Origin of the sequence: Stenotrophomonas sp. LC732, assembly GCF_052446685.1 — a bacterium.
Classification (GTDB): Bacteria; Pseudomonadota; Gammaproteobacteria; order Xanthomonadales; family Xanthomonadaceae; genus Stenotrophomonas; species Stenotrophomonas muris.
In genome coordinates this window covers 2560385-2577257 of the sequence record NZ_CP199214.1, presented here as the reverse complement: position 1 = coordinate 2577257, position 16873 = coordinate 2560385, and the positions used below count along the sequence as shown (strand labels likewise).

Here is a 16873-nt window from a genome sequence, read left to right as displayed (position 1 = left end):
GATCGTTGCGCATGGCGGACCGGACTGTTGCAGCGGCTCGGTTTGACCTCAACTCTGGTTGAGGTCGCAGACTGCCTCGCATCCCCCACGAGGCATGCGGCATGAACCTGTTGACCACCCCGGACCTCAGTCACGGCCTGCTGGAACTGTTCAATCCTGCGGGGCTTTACGACCCCTCGGCCAACGGCTACTCGCACGTGGCGGTGGTGCGCCTTCCCGCCCGGGTGATCCATATCGCCGGGCAGGGCGGTGAGGATGCCGATGGTCATCTCTCCCCCGGCTTCGGGGAACAGGTCGAGCAGGCACTGGACAACCTGCAGATCGCATTGCGTTCGGCGCAGGCCAGCCTGGCCGATGTCGCGCGGTTGCGCATCCTGGTGGTCGACCACGACGAGGACCGGCTGGGCATCATCGCCCGGCAGGTACGGCGGCGTTGGCCGAACGGCGCAGCGCCGACCTGCACCCTGATTCCTGTGCCACGGCTGGCGCTGGACGGCATGCTGTTCGAGATCGAGGCGGAGGCCTACGCCGGCTAGCGCAGGTAGTACTCCACCGGCACCACCAGTTCCTGCGGTGCCTTCATTTCCATGGGAATGGGCGGCAGCGGCTGCGCGCGGCGGAACGTCTGCAGTGCGGCGTCGTCGAGCATCGGTTGGCCGCTGGACTGCTCCAGCCGCAGGGCCTGCAGGCGTCCCTCGCGATCGATGCTGGCCCTGACCCAGGCCGTTCCCTGCTGCCGGCGCGAGCGCGCGACGGCGGGATAGTAGCGATAACGCTCCAGCCGCGCCATCAGGCGGGCTTCCCACTGGTCGCTGGCGGCGCCGGCCTGGAAGTCCGCCGGTGGTGCGTCGGGAGCGGGCGGCGCGGCCGTGATCGATGCCGGTGCGGGACTTGCATCGGTCACGGCCGCAGGCGGGGCGACCGGCAGGGCTTGCCGGCCAGGGCCACCGAGCTCGCTGGCGGCCACCTCGCCCTCGCGCGCGGCGGTGGGCTTTGGCGGAGGGGGCGACTTCGCCGGTTGCGACGCGCGCGCCTGCTGCGCCTGGCTGGGGGTGTCGGCCAGGCGCTCTTCGACCGGCTGGGGAGGCGTAGCCGGTGCCAGCAGGCGCAGGCTGATGCGCACATCCTGCTCAGGCGGCGGCAGCAACGGTGGCGCGGCCATCCAGTGCACCAACAGCAGCAAGGGCAACAGGTGCAGGCCGATGCTGATGGCAATCGCCTGCCAGTGTTGGCCGCGTTCACTCATCGCCCGGCACCCACAGCAGATCGGCGTCGGCCGCATCGACGCCTTCGTCGGGTGACGCAAGCGCGATCACCAGTGCCGGTACCTCCGATGGCAGGTAGCCCGGCACGCCGGTGCCGCGCAGTACATGCCAGCGGCCGGCCACCAGCAGCGCGGGTGCAGGGGCTGCGGTCAGTGCCTGTGCCATGCGGGTGTCGCGGGCCTGTTGCACGGCCAGCATCCCTTCCAGCATCGGTGCGGCGTCTGCGTGCTGGGCCAGCACCACGGCCGACAGGCGTTGCCGGGCGGTGGGCATCGGAAACCGCACCGACGTGTTGGAGGCAAGCAGCGCATCGACCTCGGCACGCGACAGGTTGCCGCCGAACAGGGGGATGCCGGCGGCGGTGGCGTCCTGTACCAGCCCGCCATAGGTGGCCCACGGCCAGCGTGTATCCCAGCCCAGCAGCGCCTGCAGGTGCGCACCATCGGCATGGTTGCCCTTGGCCAGCCAGCGCTGCACCCGCTGCAGGCGCGGTTGGCGTTCACTGGCGATCATCTCCATCACCAGCGCACCTTGTGGACGCTGCCGTTGCAGCGCGTGCAGCAGCCAGCGCTGGGCGGCGTGGTCACCGGTCAGGTCGTGGCGTTCGCCCAGCAGCAGCCGCGGGGCGTTCGCTGCACGCTTCACGAACGCGGCTTCGTCCAGGCGCTGCCCGCTGGCCAGGTCGATCACCGTGCCGGGCATCGGCTGCGCGCTGGCGATTGCGGCCAGTGCGAGCAGGCACAGCGGCAGCCAGCGACGGCTAGAACGCCACATTGACGCCCATCGAGACGGTGCGGCCACGGCCGTTGCCGCGGTCCAGGATCGGGCTGAAGATGCTGTCGATCGAGGCATTGTTGTCATAGGCCTTGTTCTGCAGGTTTTCGATGTTCAGCCACAGCGTGGTGTTGGGCTGGGGCTTGAAGCTGGCGTAGAAGTCGAGCAGTACACCGGTACCGCCGGTCCTGCGGGTCTGGAAGAAGTCGTAGCCTTCTTCGGTGGGCCCGGAGTATTCGGCGCGCAGGCCGGCCTGCACGCGCTGCTGCCACCAGCGGCCGCCGACATCCAACGTCCAGAAGCGGTCGGGCAGGGCGGTGATGTCTTCCAGGTTGACGAATTCGATGGCAGGCGCACTGGTGCGCGAGCGGGTCCAGCTCAGCGTGGCGTGGTAGTGCGCGCTGGCGTAGTGCGCTTCCAGCTCGATACCGCGCATGCGCACCACGCCGGGGTGGTTCATCCAGCGCGTGGTGGTGCTGAAGTCGTCCACGTCCAGGGCATCGGTCCAGGCAGTGAGCTGCTGATCGCTGTCGATCGGTACCACGAAAGGCCCCACCTCCGGCGGGTGCACGATCAGCAGGTACTGCGGCTTGATGTAGTCGCGGATGCGGTTGTCGAAGCGGGTGACGCGCAGCTGCGCCAGGTCACCGTCGGTCAGCAGCGAGGAGGCGCTGAGGTTGGCGCCGAACTGCAGGTTGCGCGAGCGCTCACGGCGCAGGAACGGGTTGGCACCCACGCCGTCGGCATCGCTCATGCCTTCCAGCGGGATCTTCTCGAAGAACATCTCCTGCACCCGCGGCGGGCGGGAAGTACGCGAGGCTTCGGCGAACAGTTGCAGCCAGTCGGTGGCCTGCCACGATACCGCCAGGCTGGGGCTGAGTGCGCGCTGGGTACGGCGCACGTCGATGCCGCCGCCGTTGATCTCGGCGCACTGGCCAGGCACATCCGAGCACACCGGGACGTGGCCGCGGATGCCATAGCGATCCTGGCGCAGGCCTGCAGTCAGCGCGTAGATGTCGTACTGCAGTTCCAGCGTGCTGAACACGCCGTCCAGCTGGCTGCGGCCCTGGGGGTTGGCGCCGCGCAGGATGGGGGTGTCGGCCACGTAGACGTCCGACTGGTGCTTGATGCCGGTGTTCCAGCGTGCCTGCAGTGCACCGATATCGAAGCGGCTGGTGTTGTCGAGCGTCCAGCTGCTCAGGCTGCTGTGGGTGCGGCGGCCGATGTAGCTGGAATCCTCCACGGGTGGATAGAACAGCCGGGTCTTGTTGCCGGCGAAGGTCGCGCGCAGGTCGATCCACGGCGTGTAGGGCGTGTAGTGGTAGCTGGCGCGCTGGTTGCGTGCGGAAATCTGCCACGGGTAGTTGTGGTAGAAGTCGTTTTCGTAGCGCATGTGGCTCAGGTCCAGCCGATGCTGGTCACTGGGCTGCAGGCGTGCTTTCAACAGCCAGCTGCTGGGCTGCTGGCTGCCGGGGTCGGCATTGTTCTTCTGCCCGCGTGCCGTGGCGTACTCGCCGCTGCGACTGCTGCTGGCAGCGGCCAGCAGGCCGAACTGACGGTCACCGCCGTCCTCGCTGTGGCGCCATGCGCCGGCGAAGGTGCGGCCGCTGCCATAGCCGTTGCTGCCATGGCGATAGCCCGCACGCAGGCCCCAGTCACGGCCTTCGCCGAGCAGGTCGTCGATGTCCAGCGTGCGGAAATTGGCACTGCCGGCCAGCGTGCCGGCACCATCACCACCGGCGACCGCACCGCGTTGCACGTCCACACCGGCCAGCAGGAAAGGGTCGACGTAGGCGAACGGACCGCCGGAGCCATGGCCCGCGTTGTTGCGGAAGGTCTGGGTGACACCATCGATCATGGTGTTGACCCGCCCGGCGCCGGTCATGCCGCGGATGTTGACCTGCAGGCCGGGCTGGCTGCGCGAGTGGAAACTGTGGGTGCCGGGCATCGAACGCAGCAGGCTGTTGCCGTCCTGGCGTTCGGCCATCGCCACGCGCTCGCTGCCGACGGCGGGCGCAAAGCCATCGCGGGCCGCCGGGACATACTGGCTGGCGCCTGCACCGGGGGAATGGCCGTGTGCGATATCGCCCTGTACGCGCAGCGGGCCGGTTCGACGGCTGCCATCTGAGGGGGCGGCCGGCGCCGGTTCCAGGGTGGCGCGGCGCGCGTCGATGAAACGGGGGCGCAGGCCGCTACCGGCCAGCAGGCGCGACAGGGCCTGCGCGTCGTCGAACCGTCCGCGTAGTGCCGGCGCCGTCTGGCCGCCTGGCAATGCCGCGCCGATCACCAGATCGACACCGGTCAGCCGGCTGTAGGCATCCAGCGCGCTGGCCAGCGGTTGCGCAGGAAGATCGAAGTGACGGGAGGCGGCCTGCGCGTGTGCGCTGGCAGGTAACAACGGAAGCGGACCGGCGCAGGCCAGTGACAGGGCGAGGACAAGGGGACGGTGAAACAGCATCGGGAGCTCCAGGGGCTGACGCAGCGCGTCGTCATCCTGGGTAGACGCAGTGGCAGGGCCGATGTCAGGGTGCATCGCGATGTTCCCTGCGTGGCGGCAGCCACACCTGCACGCCCGCGCCCAGGCGCAGCACGCGTACATGCAGCTGCGTGGCCAGCTGGTCGCGGCTGCGCGCCGCACCGTCTGCACTGCCGAGCAGGGTGACCGGCTGCTGGCGCAGGTGTGCGCCGATGATCCAGGTGTGGCCGCCATGCCAGCGATCCAGGCCCTGGGTGACCTCGGCCAAGGGCGTTGAGACCCAATGCAGGCGACGCTCGCGCCAGGCCAGGGCACTGTGGCTGGCGGCCAGGCCGATGATCGGTGCCTGTCCATCGAAGCGCAGCTGCTGCCCTTCGATGGCCTGCTCACTGCGGGTGCCGCTGTCCACACGGACGCGATGCTCGGTGACGGTGACCACGCTGTCGTTGTCCTGCACGGCAAGGTCGAAGGCCGTGCCGAGCGCGGTGACCATGCCGTGCGTCGTATGCACCTGGAACGGATGCTGCGCATCGGCGGCTACCTTGAACCAGGCTTGGCCGTGCTGCAGCTGCAGCTGGCGGCGCTGTGCATCGATGCGGACATGGACTTCGCTTCCGGGTGACAGCAGCACGTGCGAGCCGTCCGGCAGTACTTCTTCACGGATCTCGCCTGTCGCCGTGCGCATCACCTGCGCGGCCGGTGGTGCGGCCTGGCGGGTATACAGGCCCAAGGCGCAAAGCAGCAGCACGGCAGTGCCGGCGTCGCGCAGGTGCCGGCGCTGCCGCTTGCGCTGATGCCGCTGCAGGCTGGGCGTGGCATCACCGGCCTGCCAGAGCGCCTGCAGGTGCTGGTACTGCGCGGCGTGGCGGCAATCGGCGTAGTACCACTGGTTGAAGGCACGCTCGTCGCGGCCGCCGTCGTGGCCGTCCAGCCACCAGCGCGCGGCCTCGCGCGCGATCGCCTCCGGGCTCATGCGCCGGGTACCTGCTGCAGCGCCACCAGCGCACGCAGCAGATGGCCGTGCGCGGTCTGCCGGCTGATGCCGAGCCGGCGGCCGATCTCGGCCAGTGCCATCTGCTCCACCCGGGCCAGCAGGAATACCTGGCGCGAGCGCGGTGGCAGCGCGGCGATGATCGCGTCGAGATGGCGCAGCTGTTCGGCGTCCAGCAGGTGCTGCTCCGGCAGCGGCGCAGGATCGGCGAGGGCGTGCAGTTGGGCATCATCCAGCGCTTCCTCACGACGGCGCTGGCGTTGCCGGTAGTGATCGGCGATCAGATTGTGGGCGACGCGGTACAGGTAGGCGCGGCCGTTGCTCAGCAGGCCGCTGGCGGCGACCTTGAGGACACGCAGCCAGGTTTCCTGGACGACGTCATCGGCGTCGCTGCGTTGCGGGAGTTTACGGCGGACATGGGCGTGCAGCGGCCGGTAATGGGCCGCGCACAGCTGCGCGACATCCGTCGGTTCGACAGGCGTGGACACGGGGCGGGCGACAACTGGGAAAGGGAACAGCCCGCGGCGGCAAGGGCAACGGCTGCACCTTACAGCAAAAGAGAATCATTTGCATCTATCGATGGGCGTGACACGCCTGCCCGGGACGGGAGATCAGCGCGGGCGATAATCGCAGTGGATCTGCAGGGCTTCGGTGGGGTTGTGATGCGGCTCGAAGCCGCAGCGCTGCAGGCTGCGCTTCACCCGCGCGACCGCTTCGGCATGGCGGGCGACGCGACGATCCTGCCAGCGTGGCGGGGTGAATACGCCCACGGGCAGCAGCCGTAGCCGCTTGCCGTGCAGTACCAGCGAGACATCGATATGACGGCCATCGATGTCGTGGCCGTTGGCGCCGAAGATGGCATCGACCTCATCATGGCGTTGCGGATAGCAGGCCCGGAACAACGCGATACCGAGCCAACGCACGCCACGACGGAAGCTGCCGAGCTGGCTGTGGCTGGGTTCGAAGCCGCGCGTGAGCAGCAGTCGCAGCCCGGCAGGCAGCATTGCCTGCGCATCGAGCAGGCGTTGCAGTACCTCTTCTTCCAGTTGGATATGGGTGGAGGGCCAGCGCGGGGCGACCAGCAGCCCGTGGTGGCTGCCGCGTTGCAGGGTCAGCATGCGTGAAGCTTCGCACGCGGGCGAACAGCCGTGGTAGTGCCGGCCGCTGGCCGGCCAGATTCGGGTGCCGGCCAGCGGCCGGCACTGCCGTGACGATCGTCAGATGTCGCGGTACTGGATCTGCGAAGCCAGTACGCGCAGGCCGTCGGCATTGCTGGACAGGATGCGCTCTTCGCCGACACCTTTCTGCCGTTTCAGCTGGAAGCCCTGTTCGGCAGGCAGCTGCGCGGCGATGGTGTCCATGCGTTGCATGGCATCGGGGCCGCTGCAGTCGAAGTGGCCCCAGTGGGCGCCATCGCGGTGGATCTGCAATCGGTAGTTCATTGCGGTGTCTCCGGCAGCTCCTGCAGCCAATGGTCGAACATCGCGGTGGCCGCCGCTGCCAGCGGTGCACCGTAACGGCGTGCCTGGGCGCGAAGATCGTTCGGATCGATGCCGGCCTGCGCCAGCTCCAGGGTGTGGCCGATCAGCCAGCGTTCGAACTGGCGGGCATCCAGTTCCGGGTGGCATTGCAGGGCCAACGCATGGCTGCCCATGGCGAAGGCCTGGTGGCGGCAGGCCGGCGTGCTGGCCAGGCGACGTGCACCGGCCGGGAGTTCGAACGCCTCGCCATGCCAATGCAGTACCGGAATGCCCTGCAGGGCCTGCAGTGGCGAGCGTTGGCCGTCATCGGTGAGTAGCAGCGGCGCAAAGCCGATCTCCTTGCCGCCACTGGCGGCGACGTCGGCACCGAGTGCGCGCGCCATCAGCTGCGCGCCGAGGCAGATACCCAGCGTGGGCCGTTGCTGCTGCAGCCGACGTTGCAACAACGCGATGCTGTCGTTGAGGAAGGGATAGCGATCAACATCGTTGACGCTGACCGGGCCGCCCAGCACGACCAGCAGGTCGGCGGTTTCGGCGGAGTCGAGCGCGTCGATACCGGCCTGCAGCACCTGCAGCTGCCAGCCCTGTGCCGACAGCAGTGGCTGCAGGGTGCCGAGGTCTTCAAAGGCGACGTGTTGCAGGACGACCGCGTGCTTCATGCGGAGGCTCCATTGCTGGGCCAGTAGAAACTGTCCGGGGTGGCGCGTGCGCCGAAGATGGCCTGCCCGACGCGGACCACGGTGGCACCTTCCTCGATCGCCACTTCGAAGTCTCCGGACATGCCCATCGACAACTGCGAAAGGTCGATGACGGGAGGTGCAGTGCGCTGCAGCTGGTCGCGCAGTTCGCGCAGGCGCACGAAGCAGGCACGCACGCGCTCGACCTCCGGGGTGAAGATGGCCAGCGTCATCAGGCCGCGCACGCGCAGGCGATCGAACGCTGGAAGCTGCTGCACAAAGGCCTCGACGGCAGCGGGTTCCAGGCCGTACTTGCTGGGTTCGGCGGAGGTGTTGACCTGCACGAACACATCCAGCGTGCGGTCTTCCAGCTGCAGGCGCTGCTGCAGTGCTTCGGCCACGCGCAGGCTGTCCAGCGCCTGGAACTCGCTGGCGAAGCGCGCCACGTAGCGCGCCTTGTTGGTCTGCAGATGCCCGATCACCGACCAGTGCACGCCAAGATCGGCCATCGTCTCGGCCTTGCGTTGCGCCTCCTGCACCTTGTTCTCGCCCAGCTCGCGGCAACCGGCGGCCACCGCCATGCGGATGCGGGCATCATCGACGGTCTTGCTGACCGGCAGCAGGCGCACGCTGGCCGGGTCACGGCCGACGCGGGCGCAGGCATCGGCGATGCGTTGGCGCACCGTGACCAGGTTGGCGGCGATCTGTTCAACGGACTGGGCGACGGGCCAGTCGGCAGCGGCAAGGGGCATGCGGGCACCTCCAATGCAGGGTGGCCAGGGTGGGATACACTGGCACAGGACAAGAGATATTTTGGCATAGGACAAAATGAAAATCACCGGGCACAGCGCCGAGTCGATCTTCGACAGCATCCGCGACGGCATCGGCAAGGGTCGCCTGCCGGCCGGTAGCGTGCTGCCGCCGGTGCGTGAACTGGCCGAGCAGCTGGGCGTGAACCGCAACACCGTGGCTGCTGCCTACAAGCGCCTGGATGCGGCGGGCCTGGCCAGCACGGCGGGCCGCCGCGGCACGGTGGTGCGTGGCCTGCCGCCGCCGCTGGCGCGCGAGGGCAGCACCCCGGGGCTGGCGCTGCAGGACCTGGCCGGTGGCAACCCGGATCCGCGCCTGCTGCCGAACCTTCGCCTGACCCCGGCGGCGCCGCGGCTGTATGGCGTGGGTACGGTCGACACGAGGTTGCAGGCGCTGGCACGCGCCTCGCTGGATGCGGATTGCCCCGAGGGATATGCGCTGGAGCTGACCCATGGCGCCGTCGATGGCATCGAGCGCCTGCTGGCGGCGTGGCTGCTGCCGGGTGATCGCATCGCGGTGGAGGATCCATGCTTCCTCGGCAGCCTCAATGTGCTCAATGCGTCGGGTCATGCGCCGTTGCCGGTGGCGGTGGATGCCCAGGGCATGCAGGTCGAATCGCTGCGGCAGGCGCTGGAGGCTGGTGCACGTGCGGTGCTGCTCACCCCCCGGGCGCACAATCCGACCGGGGCCAGCCTGGATGCGAAGCGGGCGCGGGCGTTGCGGCAGTTGCTGGCGGCGTACCCGCAGGTAGCAGTGCTGATCGACGATCACTATGCGCTGCTCTCGCAGCAGGCCTATCACTCGGTACTGCCGCTGGATGGGCGGCGCTGGGCGCTGCTGCGTTCGTTGTCCAAACCGCTCGGCCCCGACCTGCGGCTGGCCTGGCTGGCCTGCGATGAAGAAACCGCGATGCGGTTGCGGCTGCGATTGGCATCCGGTATCGGCTGGGTCAGTCACCTGCTGCAGGACGCGGCAACCTCGGTGCTGGCGTCGTCAACGCAGCGGGCGAAGATCGCCTCGGCAGGCGAGCGTTACCAGCAGCGCCTGCAGTCGCTGCAGGAACTGCTGCGCGCGCGTGGCGTGCCGACGCCGCTGCCGATGGAGGGATTGAACCTGTGGCTGCCGTTGCCGGGCGACAGCCATCCGCAGGTGCTGGCGCTGGCCGCGCGCGGATGGCATGTGCGCGCTGGCGAGGTGTTCGCGGTGGCGGCGCCGGCACATGGCCTGCGCATCACCTGCGCGGCGCTGGGCGCGGCGCAACTGCGGCCGCTGGCTGACGACCTGGCGGCGGTGTGCGGTCTGTAGCGTCGAGCGATGCTCGACGTTGCTTCGCCTTTGTAGAGCCGAGCCATGCTCGGCTGCTGATGGTAGAAGCAGTCGAGCATGGCTCGACGCTACAGAAGCAGATCAGGGCGCGGCGTTGGCGCCCGGGCGCACGTAGTAGGACTGGCCGCTGTCATCGACGAACATCAGTTCCGGCTTGCCCTGCCATGAGGTGAGCATGGCGCCGGTGTTGTTCTGGTGCTTGACCATCAGGCTGGCACCACGGTCCGGGTTGGCCACCACCTTGAACACTTCCGTGGTGCCATTGGCATCGTCCAGGGTCAGCACGGCTTCACCGCCGCGATCGCTGGTGCCATAGCCCCCGCGTTCGGAGCCATCCGGGCCGAGCAGGATCAGGCCGGACAGGGCGGTGGCGCGCGGCCCCTGGATACGGCCCCGGCTGAGGGGGTCGGGCACCGGCGCGCCTAGGATCACCCGGGGTTGGCCCGTGCCATCGTGGATGATCAGCCCGCGCGCTTCGATGATGCGCTGTGGCGATTGGCTGCGATGCAGGCTCCAGGCGGTCCAGCCGGAAACCAGCAGGGCGAGTGTGGAGACCACCAGCGTGGTCAGCAGCAGTGCGCGCGGCATCGTGTCGTCCTTCCTTGGATGCAGCGACGATAGCGGATGCGGGCGACCGATGGCCAGTTCATTGTGTGACGCTGTGTATCGTCAATGGAAATCGCGGCTGTGGCTGCGCAACCCCTGCAACAGTTCATCCAGGCAGTGCATGCGCTGCACGATGACATGCTGCACGCCATCGACGCGTTCCAGGCGGCCGTCGATCTGCATCAGCCGGGTATCGACCAGGACCCGGTGCTGGCGATCGGCCAGGTGCCGCCAGACCACGGCATTGACCATGCCGGTCTCGTCTTCAAGGGTGAGGAAGGTAACGCCACTGGCGGTCTGCGGGCGCTGGCGCATGCGGACCAGGCCGGCGATGCGCACGCGACGGCCATGGCCGTGGCCCGCAAGCTGCGCGGCATCCAGGCAGCCGCGGCTGCGCAGCTGCGTGCGCAGGAACGAGATCGGGTGGCGGCCGAGGGTGGTGCCGATGCTGCGGTAATCGGCCTGCATGTCCTCCCAGGCGCTGGGCAGGGGCAGCGGCACGCGTGCTTCAGCGGTGGCGCGGGCCTGGTCGAACAGCGGCAGCCGGTTCTCCACGCCGGAGATATCCCAGCGTGCACGATGGCGATGGCCGCTGAGCCCGCGCAGCGCACCGGCATCGGCCAGCAGGCCCTGCTGGCGGCGATCCAGGGCGGTGCGCTGGCACAGGTCGCCCACATCGTCGAACGGGCGCCGTGCACGTTCGCGCATGATGGCCTGTACAGCCGCTTCATTGCAGCCGTCGACGAGGCGCAGGCCGAGCCGGATCGCGGCCGCGCCCCTGCTGAAATCCAGCGTGCAGTCCCAGTCGCTGTGGCGCACGTCCACGGGAAGCACGCGGATGCCATGCCGGCGCGCGTCCTGCAGCAGCTGGTCGGGGCTGTAGAAACCCAGTGGCTGGCTGTTGATCAGGCTGGCAGTGAATGCGGCCGGGTGGTGGCATTTCAGCCAGCAGCTGTTATAGGTCAGCAGGGCGAAGCTGGCGGCGTGGCTTTCCGGGAAACCGTAATCACCGAACCCCTTGATCTGCTCGAACAGGTGCTCACCGTATTCGCGGCTGAAGCCGTTTTTCAACATGCCTGCCAGCAGTTTTTCACGATGCGGTTCCAAGCCGCCACGGCGTTTCCAGGCCGCCATCGAACGGCGCAGGGCATCGGCCTGGCCAGGCGTGTAACCGGCTGCTTCGACCGCCAGCTGCATCACCTGTTCCTGGAACAATGGCACGCCCAGCGTGCGTGCGAACACGCGTTCCAGCTGCGGTGGGTAGAGCGGGTTGTCCGGGTCGTTCAACGCGCCCGGTCCCTGTTCGCGCAGGATCCGGCGCCGCTCCAGATAGGGGTGCACCATGTCGCCCTGGATCGGGCCAGGGCGCACGATCGCCACCTCGATCACCAGGTCATAGAACGTGCGTGGCTGCATGCGCGGCAGCATCGCCATCTGTGCGCGCGATTCGATCTGGAACACGCCGATGGTGTCGGCGGCGCAGATCATGTCGAAGGTCTTTGCATCCTTGGGCGGGATCGCATCCATGCGTCCTTCATGCAGGCCATGCTGTTTCAGCATGGCCAGGCACTTGCGGATGGCGGTAAGCATGCCCAGCGCCAGGCAGTCGACCTTCATCAGGCCGGTGGCATCCAGATCGTCCTTGTCCCATTGGATGACGGTGCGGTCGGCCATCGCCGCGTTTTCCACCGGCACCAGGGTCGACAGGGGATGTTCGGAAATCACGAAACCGCCGGGGTGCTGCGACAGGTGGCGCGGGAAGTCGATCAGCTCGGCGGTCAGCGCCAGCAGGCGCCGCATCAAGGGCGTGTCCGGATCGAAACCGCGCTCGCGCAGGGTTTCCGGCAATGGGATGTTGCCGCCCCAGTGGTCCATCGCCGCGCCCAGTTCGTTGACCTGGTCCATCGGCAGGCCAAGTGCACGCGCCACGTCGCGGATCGCGCTGCGGCCACGGTAGCTGATTGCCACCGCGGTCAGTGCGGCGCGCTCGCGGCCATAGCGCTTGAACACGTACTGCAGCACTTCCTCGCGGCGCTCGTGCTCGAAATCGATGTCGATATCCGGTGGCTCGTCGCGCTCGGCGGAGATGAAGCGCTCGAACAGCAGGTTGCTGCGTGCCGGGTCGATCTCGGTCACGCCCAGCACGAAGCACACCGCGGAGTTGGCCGCCGAGCCGCGGCCCTGGCAGAGGATGTCCTGGCTGCGCGCGAAGCGCACGATGTCCTGCACGGTGAGGAAGTACGAGGCGTAGTTCTTCTGCTTGATCAACGCCAGTTCGTGTTCGATCTGCTCGCGTTGTTTCGGTTCGATGCCGCCTTTCCAGCGCCAGGGGATGCCACGCTCGACCAGCACGCGCAGCCAGCTGTCCGGGTCATGCCCCTCGGGCACCAGCTCGCGTGGGTAGGTGTACTGCAGCTGTTCCAGGGTGAAGTGGCAGCGCTCGGCGATGCGCAGGGTCTCGGCCAGCAATTCGGGCGGATACAGTTGGGCCAGCGCGGTGCGCGGACGCAGATGGCGCTCGCCGTTGGGGAACAGGCGCCAGCCAGCCTCGGCCACGCTGCAGCGGTGGCGGATCGCGGTCAGGGTGTCCTGCAGGGCGCGGCGGCGGCGCACGTGCATGTGCACGTCGCCACTGGCGACCAGCGGCAGGCGGTGGCGTTGGCCGAAGGCCTGCAGCTGCTGCAGGCGGCGTGCGTCGTCGTGTTCGTGGTGCAGCTCCACCGCCAACCACAGCCGATCATTGAAGCCGGCGCGCAGTAGTTCCAGGTCGGTGGCGGCCGGTTGCCGGTCCAGCCACAGGCACAGCAGGCCGTCGGGCAGGCCGAGCAGATCCTCGCGCAGGCAGCGGTACTCGCCCTTGGCTGCGCGCCGCCGGCAGGTGGTGATCAACTGGCAGAGCCCGGCATAGGCGGCCTGGTCGGTGCACAGCAGGGCCAGCTTCGGGCCGTCCTCGACCTGGAATTCGGCGCCGACGATCAGCGCCACGCCATGCGCCTTCGCCGCCTGCCAGGCGCGCACGATGCCGGCCAGCGAGCATTCGTCGGTGATCGCCAGTGCCCGGTAACCCTGGCCAGCGGCGCGCGCGAACAGTTCTTCGGCGATCGAAGCACCGCGCTGGAAACTGAAGGCCGACAGGCAGTGCAGTTCGGCGTAGCCGGGCAGTTCGCTGTGCATGGCGGCTCAGCCGAACCAGCCGTGCAGCATCCACGGCGCATGCGGATCGTTGCGCTCACGGAAGGCCCAGCCGCGCTGGCCGTGTGCGGTTTCCACCACGTAGTAGTCGCGGCGTGCGTCGGCCTGGTCCCACCAGCCCGATTCGATCCGCTCCGGCCCGGCGACGATGCGCAGGCGCGGGTCACGCAACGGTTGTGGGGTGTCCAGCAACCAGCCGGGGCGCAGTGGCCAGTACGACGGGGGCTTGGCCGGTGGCTGGGTGCCACTGGCGCGTTCGGGGCGATGGTCGGCCTGCACCGCCAGCGGCTGCACGGCGTCATCACCCAGCCGCGCACGCAGGCGCTCGCGCAGCTGGTTCCAGGGCATCGCCTGCGCCGGCCGGGTATCGAACAGGTCGCGCGCGGCGGGCACGAACGGTGGCAGCTGCTCGGCCTGCAGGCGCAGTGCGCGGCTGCCGGCCGGCAGGGCGAACGCTTCCATGCGGTTGCGTGCGATCTCGAACAGCAGCGCAGGATCGCGTTCGGGGGCCAGCAGGCCGATGGTCAGCACGCTGGCCGGCAGCAGGTCGTGCTCGAAATGCAGGTCGAAGCGCTGCACGCCGCCATCGCGCGAACACAGGAAGGCGGCCAGGTCCAGCAGCAGGCGGCGCAGCGGGAACAGCAGGGCCTGGCTGGATTCGATCTCGTATTCGAATTCGATGCGCGCATCGAAACGGTCCGGTGGCTGGTAGTAGCGCAGCGGCGCGGTGGGCAGGCCGCGCAGTGCATCCAGCTGCTGCAGTACCTCCGGGGCGAAGCGCCGGGCCAGGCTGTCACGCGGCAGCTCGAGCACCGCACCCAGCGTGCGCAGGCCGGAACGGCCGAGCACGGTCACCGCGTCGCTGGGCAGGCCGCAGCGCGGCAAGGGTAGCTGCGCCAGTGCCGCTGGCAGCTGCTGCGCATCGATGCCGAGGCCATCGTGGACGTTGGCCAGCACGCGCGCGGCATGCGCCGTGGGGGCGGCCACCAGGCGGTGGCGGAAACCGAGTTCATGCAGTTCGTTGCGCAGGCGCTTTTCGATCGTCAGCCAGTCACCGAACAGGGCACGGCTGGCGCCGATTTCCAGCACCAGTGCATGCGGGAAATCGAGGCTGACCTGCGAGCTGTAGGCGTAGGCCCAGCTGGCCAGCAGCTGCCGGGTGTGCTGTTCCGCGTCAGGGTCGTAGTCGTGCAGGTGCATGTCCTGCACCAGCACCTGCGCGGCCGACAGCAGCATGCCCGGGCGCAGCCCTGCTGCGCGCGCGGCCGGGCTGACCGCACGCAGCACGCGGCGCTGCGCTGGGCCCTGCAGCAGCACCAGTGGCCGCTGGGGGTCCGGCTGCAGGCGCAGCACGCTGTCCAGCGCCAGCTGCGGCAACAACAGGCAGGCCCAGTGCATGGCGCGGCCTCAGTGGGTGATGGCCAGTGGCAACGGCTGCGCGGGTGGCAGGCCGCCACGGCACTTCAGCACCCTTACCTGGCCGTGGTCGAGCTGCAGGCGCAGGCTGGCCGGGGAGGGGTTGCGCGCTGCCTGCGCCTCGCGGAACACGAAGCCCAGGCACTGGCCGCTGTCGGCGGCGACCTGCAGCCGGCGCAGGGCGCGATCGTCGGCCTGGTGCGGCCAGCACAGCACCGCCGCGCAGGCGGCAGAGCGCAGGCATTGTTCGGCCGCCCACAGCGCCTGCTTCGGCGCAGCGTGGATGATCTGCAGCTGGGCCAGATCCAGCCCGGCCGCGGCCCAGGCCGGGGCATGCGGGCGATAGGGTGGGGCGACCAGCACGATCGGGCGGTCGCGCTGGCTCAGCCTGGCCAGCGCCGGCCAGACCAGTGCCAGTTCGCCAACGCCCGGCGCCGCCTGCAGCACCTCGCACAGCCCGCTGGCCGGCCAGCCGCCGCCGGGCAGGCGTGCGTCCAGCGACGGGTGGCCGCTGGCCAGGTGGTCACTGGCCGGCCCCTGGCGGGCCGGGCCGCGCCACAACTGGCGGCCGTCCAGCAGCCGGTCGAGGGCGACGACGGCGCCCATCAGCCGGTCCTCCAAGGGAGGCGCCGGGCGGGCTGGAAGCGGCAGGAACGGGCGGAAACGACAGGCATGGAGCGAGTATCGGCGGGCTGGTATCAGGGGCTGAGACCAGACATGCTACTCGCCTTGTGAGTAGAATTACTAATGAAATTGGCGGGCCGGGTTTCAGGTTGCTGAAGTGGGAAAGGAGTGCCGAGCCAGGTCGGCACCCACAGGGCCCGGTTACGGGCGGACCGGCAGCGCGACCGGGCGCAGCGGCGCGGCATCGCCGCCGCGGATCTTCAGCGGGCCGCCGATGAAGGCGAACTCGTAGACCTTGTCGCGGGCCAGTTCATCCAGCGCCACCAGTTCGATGATCGGCGCGCCCTGCTGGGCCAGCAGGTAGGTGTGCAGCGGCACGTAGTCGTCGGCCACCTCCGAGGGGAAGGTCTCGAAGCTCAGGTTGTCGGCGCCGACGATCATCGCGCCGCTGTCCTCAACCAGGAAGCGCGCCGCGTCCAGGCCCATGCCCGGCGGGTTGGTCATGTAGGCCTTGGGCTGTTCGAACAGGCGCATGCGGCCGGTGCGGATCAGCACCACGTCGCCCTGCTGCAGCTTCACCCGCTGGCGTGCCAGCGCATCCTTCAGGTCCTGGCGGGTGACGCGGTAGCTGTCCGGCAGCATGTCCACGCCCTTGGCGGCGGCCACGTCGATCAGTACGCCACGCGCGATCAGCGGCGGGAATTTCTCGATGCCGGTGACATTCCAGCCACGATCGCCGAGATGCTTGTCGGCCTCGAAGCCGTTCCAGATCTTTCCGTGGATGCCGAAGTGGTTCAGCGCATCGATGTGGGTGCCGGTGTGGCTGTACATCGAGAACGCGGTGCCGGTGTAGCTGCGGGTGAGGTTCATGGTCTCGCCCACGCCCATCGGGTCGTCCATCACCGTGCCGCGCGGGGTGTGGGTCATCCAGAACTGGTAGTGCGGGTCGCCGGCGTCCTGCCAGCTGGGCATGCCGACGTAGTAGTCGGTGGCCAGGTCATAGGCCTTGCCGCCGCTGACCCGCGACAGGATCGCCGCACGCGAGGCTTCGGTGATCAGGTTGAGCCGGCCGATCTCGTCCTTCGGCCCCCAGGGGCTGGTGCCGACCTGCTGGCCGGAGGGAACGCGTTCGTGCGCGGACACGGTGGTGGACGCCGCGGTGCCGGCCAGCAGCAGGGCCAGCGCGCTGGCCAGGATACGTGGGGTCATGGGGAATCTCCTTGCAGGGTGGGGGA

The 16873-nt window shown here is 68.9% G+C and carries 16 protein-coding genes; 2 read left to right on the top strand and 14 right to left on the bottom strand.

All coding sequences use genetic code 11. The annotated features are described in order from the left end of the window. Nucleotides 1–101 precede the first annotated feature (101 nt). A complete protein-coding gene (locus ACT6SE_RS12310) occupies nucleotides 102–536 on the top strand; it encodes a RidA family protein (protein ID WP_046431240.1) in 435 nt (144 codons plus the stop codon). On the opposite strand, the gene ACT6SE_RS12305 is transcribed toward ACT6SE_RS12310, so the two are convergent. The 9 genes from ACT6SE_RS12305 to ACT6SE_RS12265 all read right to left on the bottom strand — a co-directional run bounded on the left by ACT6SE_RS12305 (nucleotide 533) and on the right by ACT6SE_RS12265 (nucleotide 8416). After that, complete coding sequence (locus ACT6SE_RS12305; protein ID WP_046431238.1) at nucleotides 533–1246, bottom strand: energy transducer TonB family protein; 714 nt, start codon at nucleotides 1244–1246, stop codon at nucleotides 533–535. The two genes, ACT6SE_RS12310 and ACT6SE_RS12305, sit on opposite strands and share 4 nt — an antisense overlap. After that, nucleotides 1239–2039, bottom strand: coding sequence for a ChaN family lipoprotein (locus tag ACT6SE_RS12300; RefSeq protein WP_046431235.1), 801 nt, complete (start codon nucleotides 2037–2039; stop codon nucleotides 1239–1241). Before ACT6SE_RS12300 ends, ACT6SE_RS12305 begins: the two co-directional genes overlap by 8 nt. Then, complete coding sequence (locus tag ACT6SE_RS12295) at nucleotides 2026–4497, bottom strand: TonB-dependent receptor (RefSeq protein ID WP_046431233.1); 2472 nt, start codon at nucleotides 4495–4497, stop codon at nucleotides 2026–2028. Before ACT6SE_RS12295 ends, ACT6SE_RS12300 begins: the two co-directional genes overlap by 14 nt. Before the next feature lie 64 nt (nucleotides 4498–4561). After that, nucleotides 4562–5488 carry a FecR family protein gene (locus tag ACT6SE_RS12290; RefSeq protein ID WP_046431232.1) on the bottom strand — a complete coding sequence of 309 codons (927 nt, stop codon included), beginning with the start codon at nucleotides 5486–5488 and terminating at the stop codon, nucleotides 4562–4564. Next, nucleotides 5485–5994, bottom strand: coding sequence for an RNA polymerase sigma factor (locus ACT6SE_RS12285; RefSeq protein ID WP_046431229.1), 510 nt, complete (start codon nucleotides 5992–5994; stop codon nucleotides 5485–5487). Before ACT6SE_RS12285 ends, ACT6SE_RS12290 begins: the two co-directional genes overlap by 4 nt. Nucleotides 5995–6117: 123 nt before the next feature. Next, nucleotides 6118–6624, bottom strand: a complete 507-nt coding sequence (locus ACT6SE_RS12280) for a hypothetical protein (protein WP_046431226.1) — start codon at nucleotides 6622–6624, stop codon at nucleotides 6118–6120. A 99-nt stretch (nucleotides 6625–6723) separates the two neighbouring features. Beyond that, nucleotides 6724–6948: a hypothetical protein gene (locus tag ACT6SE_RS12275; RefSeq protein WP_014647516.1), complete on the bottom strand. Its 225-nt coding sequence runs from the start codon at nucleotides 6946–6948 to the stop codon at nucleotides 6724–6726. Further along, a complete protein-coding gene (locus ACT6SE_RS12270; protein ID WP_046431222.1) occupies nucleotides 6945–7646 on the bottom strand; it encodes a glutamine amidotransferase in 702 nt (233 codons plus the stop codon). Before ACT6SE_RS12270 ends, ACT6SE_RS12275 begins: the two co-directional genes overlap by 4 nt. Continuing rightward, nucleotides 7643–8416, bottom strand: a complete 774-nt coding sequence (locus ACT6SE_RS12265) for a YggS family pyridoxal phosphate-dependent enzyme (protein WP_041863572.1) — start codon at nucleotides 8414–8416, stop codon at nucleotides 7643–7645. Before ACT6SE_RS12265 ends, ACT6SE_RS12270 begins: the two co-directional genes overlap by 4 nt. Nucleotides 8417–8492: 76 nt before the next feature. Here ACT6SE_RS12265 and ptsJ point away from each other — a divergent pair, with 76 nt between their 5' ends. Further along, nucleotides 8493–9779, top strand: a complete 1287-nt coding sequence (ptsJ, locus tag ACT6SE_RS12260) for a MocR-like B6 salvage transcription factor PtsJ (RefSeq protein WP_046431219.1) — start codon at nucleotides 8493–8495, stop codon at nucleotides 9777–9779. 102 nt (nucleotides 9780–9881) lie between these two features. Here ptsJ and ACT6SE_RS12255 read toward each other — a convergent pair whose 3' ends face one another. The 5 genes from ACT6SE_RS12255 to ACT6SE_RS12235 all read right to left on the bottom strand — a co-directional run bounded on the left by ACT6SE_RS12255 (nucleotide 9882) and on the right by ACT6SE_RS12235 (nucleotide 16847). Then, the gene (locus ACT6SE_RS12255) at nucleotides 9882–10388 is read right to left on the bottom strand and encodes a hypothetical protein (RefSeq protein WP_032957269.1); all 507 of its coding nucleotides are present in this window, start codon (nucleotides 10386–10388) and stop codon (nucleotides 9882–9884) included. 81 nt (nucleotides 10389–10469) lie between these two features. Beyond that, nucleotides 10470–13580 (bottom strand): error-prone DNA polymerase, encoded by a 3111-nt coding sequence (locus ACT6SE_RS12250; protein ID WP_014647511.1) that lies wholly within the window; start codon nucleotides 13578–13580, stop codon nucleotides 10470–10472. A 6-nt stretch (nucleotides 13581–13586) separates the two neighbouring features. Next, nucleotides 13587–14996 carry a Y-family DNA polymerase gene (locus ACT6SE_RS12245; RefSeq protein ID WP_046431214.1) on the bottom strand — a complete coding sequence of 470 codons (1410 nt, stop codon included), beginning with the start codon at nucleotides 14994–14996 and terminating at the stop codon, nucleotides 13587–13589. Nucleotides 14997–15005: 9 nt separating this feature from the next. Then, entirely contained in the window at nucleotides 15006–15620 is a 615-nt protein-coding gene (gene imuA / locus ACT6SE_RS12240) for a translesion DNA synthesis-associated protein ImuA (RefSeq protein ID WP_046431211.1), read from the bottom strand. A 219-nt stretch (nucleotides 15621–15839) separates the two neighbouring features. Continuing rightward, the gene (locus tag ACT6SE_RS12235) at nucleotides 15840–16847 is read right to left on the bottom strand and encodes a cyclase family protein (protein ID WP_014647508.1); all 1008 of its coding nucleotides are present in this window, start codon (nucleotides 16845–16847) and stop codon (nucleotides 15840–15842) included. Between the last annotated feature and the right edge of the window lie 26 nt (nucleotides 16848–16873).

Excerpts from the sequence above, each read along its gene's own strand:
- ACT6SE_RS12300 (WP_046431235.1), bottom strand. The coding sequence starts at position 2,039 with ATGTGGCGTTCTAGCCGTCGCTGGCTGCCGCTGTGCCTGCTCGCACTG.
- imuA (WP_046431211.1), bottom strand. The coding sequence starts at position 15,620 with ATGGGCGCCGTCGTCGCCCTCGACCGGCTGCTGGACGGCCGCCAGTTG.
- ACT6SE_RS12265 (WP_041863572.1), bottom strand. The coding sequence starts at position 8,416 with ATGCCCCTTGCCGCTGCCGACTGGCCCGTCGCCCAGTCCGTTGAACAG.
- ACT6SE_RS12290 (WP_046431232.1), bottom strand. The coding sequence starts at position 5,488 with ATGAGCCCGGAGGCGATCGCGCGCGAGGCCGCGCGCTGGTGGCTGGAC.
- ACT6SE_RS12275 (WP_014647516.1), bottom strand. The coding sequence starts at position 6,948 with ATGAACTACCGATTGCAGATCCACCGCGATGGCGCCCACTGGGGCCAC.
- ACT6SE_RS12250 (WP_014647511.1), bottom strand. The coding sequence starts at position 13,580 with ATGCACAGCGAACTGCCCGGCTACGCCGAACTGCACTGCCTGTCGGCC.
- ACT6SE_RS12235 (WP_014647508.1), bottom strand. The coding sequence starts at position 16,847 with ATGACCCCACGTATCCTGGCCAGCGCGCTGGCCCTGCTGCTGGCCGGC.
- ACT6SE_RS12270 (WP_046431222.1), bottom strand. The coding sequence starts at position 7,646 with ATGAAGCACGCGGTCGTCCTGCAACACGTCGCCTTTGAAGACCTCGGC.
- ACT6SE_RS12295 (WP_046431233.1), bottom strand. The coding sequence starts at position 4,497 with ATGCTGTTTCACCGTCCCCTTGTCCTCGCCCTGTCACTGGCCTGCGCC.
- ACT6SE_RS12305 (WP_046431238.1), bottom strand. The coding sequence starts at position 1,246 with ATGAGTGAACGCGGCCAACACTGGCAGGCGATTGCCATCAGCATCGGC.
- ptsJ (WP_046431219.1), top strand. The coding sequence starts at position 8,493 with ATGAAAATCACCGGGCACAGCGCCGAGTCGATCTTCGACAGCATCCGC.
- ACT6SE_RS12310 (WP_046431240.1), top strand. The coding sequence starts at position 102 with ATGAACCTGTTGACCACCCCGGACCTCAGTCACGGCCTGCTGGAACTG.
- ACT6SE_RS12245 (WP_046431214.1), bottom strand. The coding sequence starts at position 14,996 with ATGCACTGGGCCTGCCTGTTGTTGCCGCAGCTGGCGCTGGACAGCGTG.
- ACT6SE_RS12280 (WP_046431226.1), bottom strand. The coding sequence starts at position 6,624 with ATGCTGACCCTGCAACGCGGCAGCCACCACGGGCTGCTGGTCGCCCCG.
- ACT6SE_RS12255 (WP_032957269.1), bottom strand. The coding sequence starts at position 10,388 with ATGCCGCGCGCACTGCTGCTGACCACGCTGGTGGTCTCCACACTCGCC.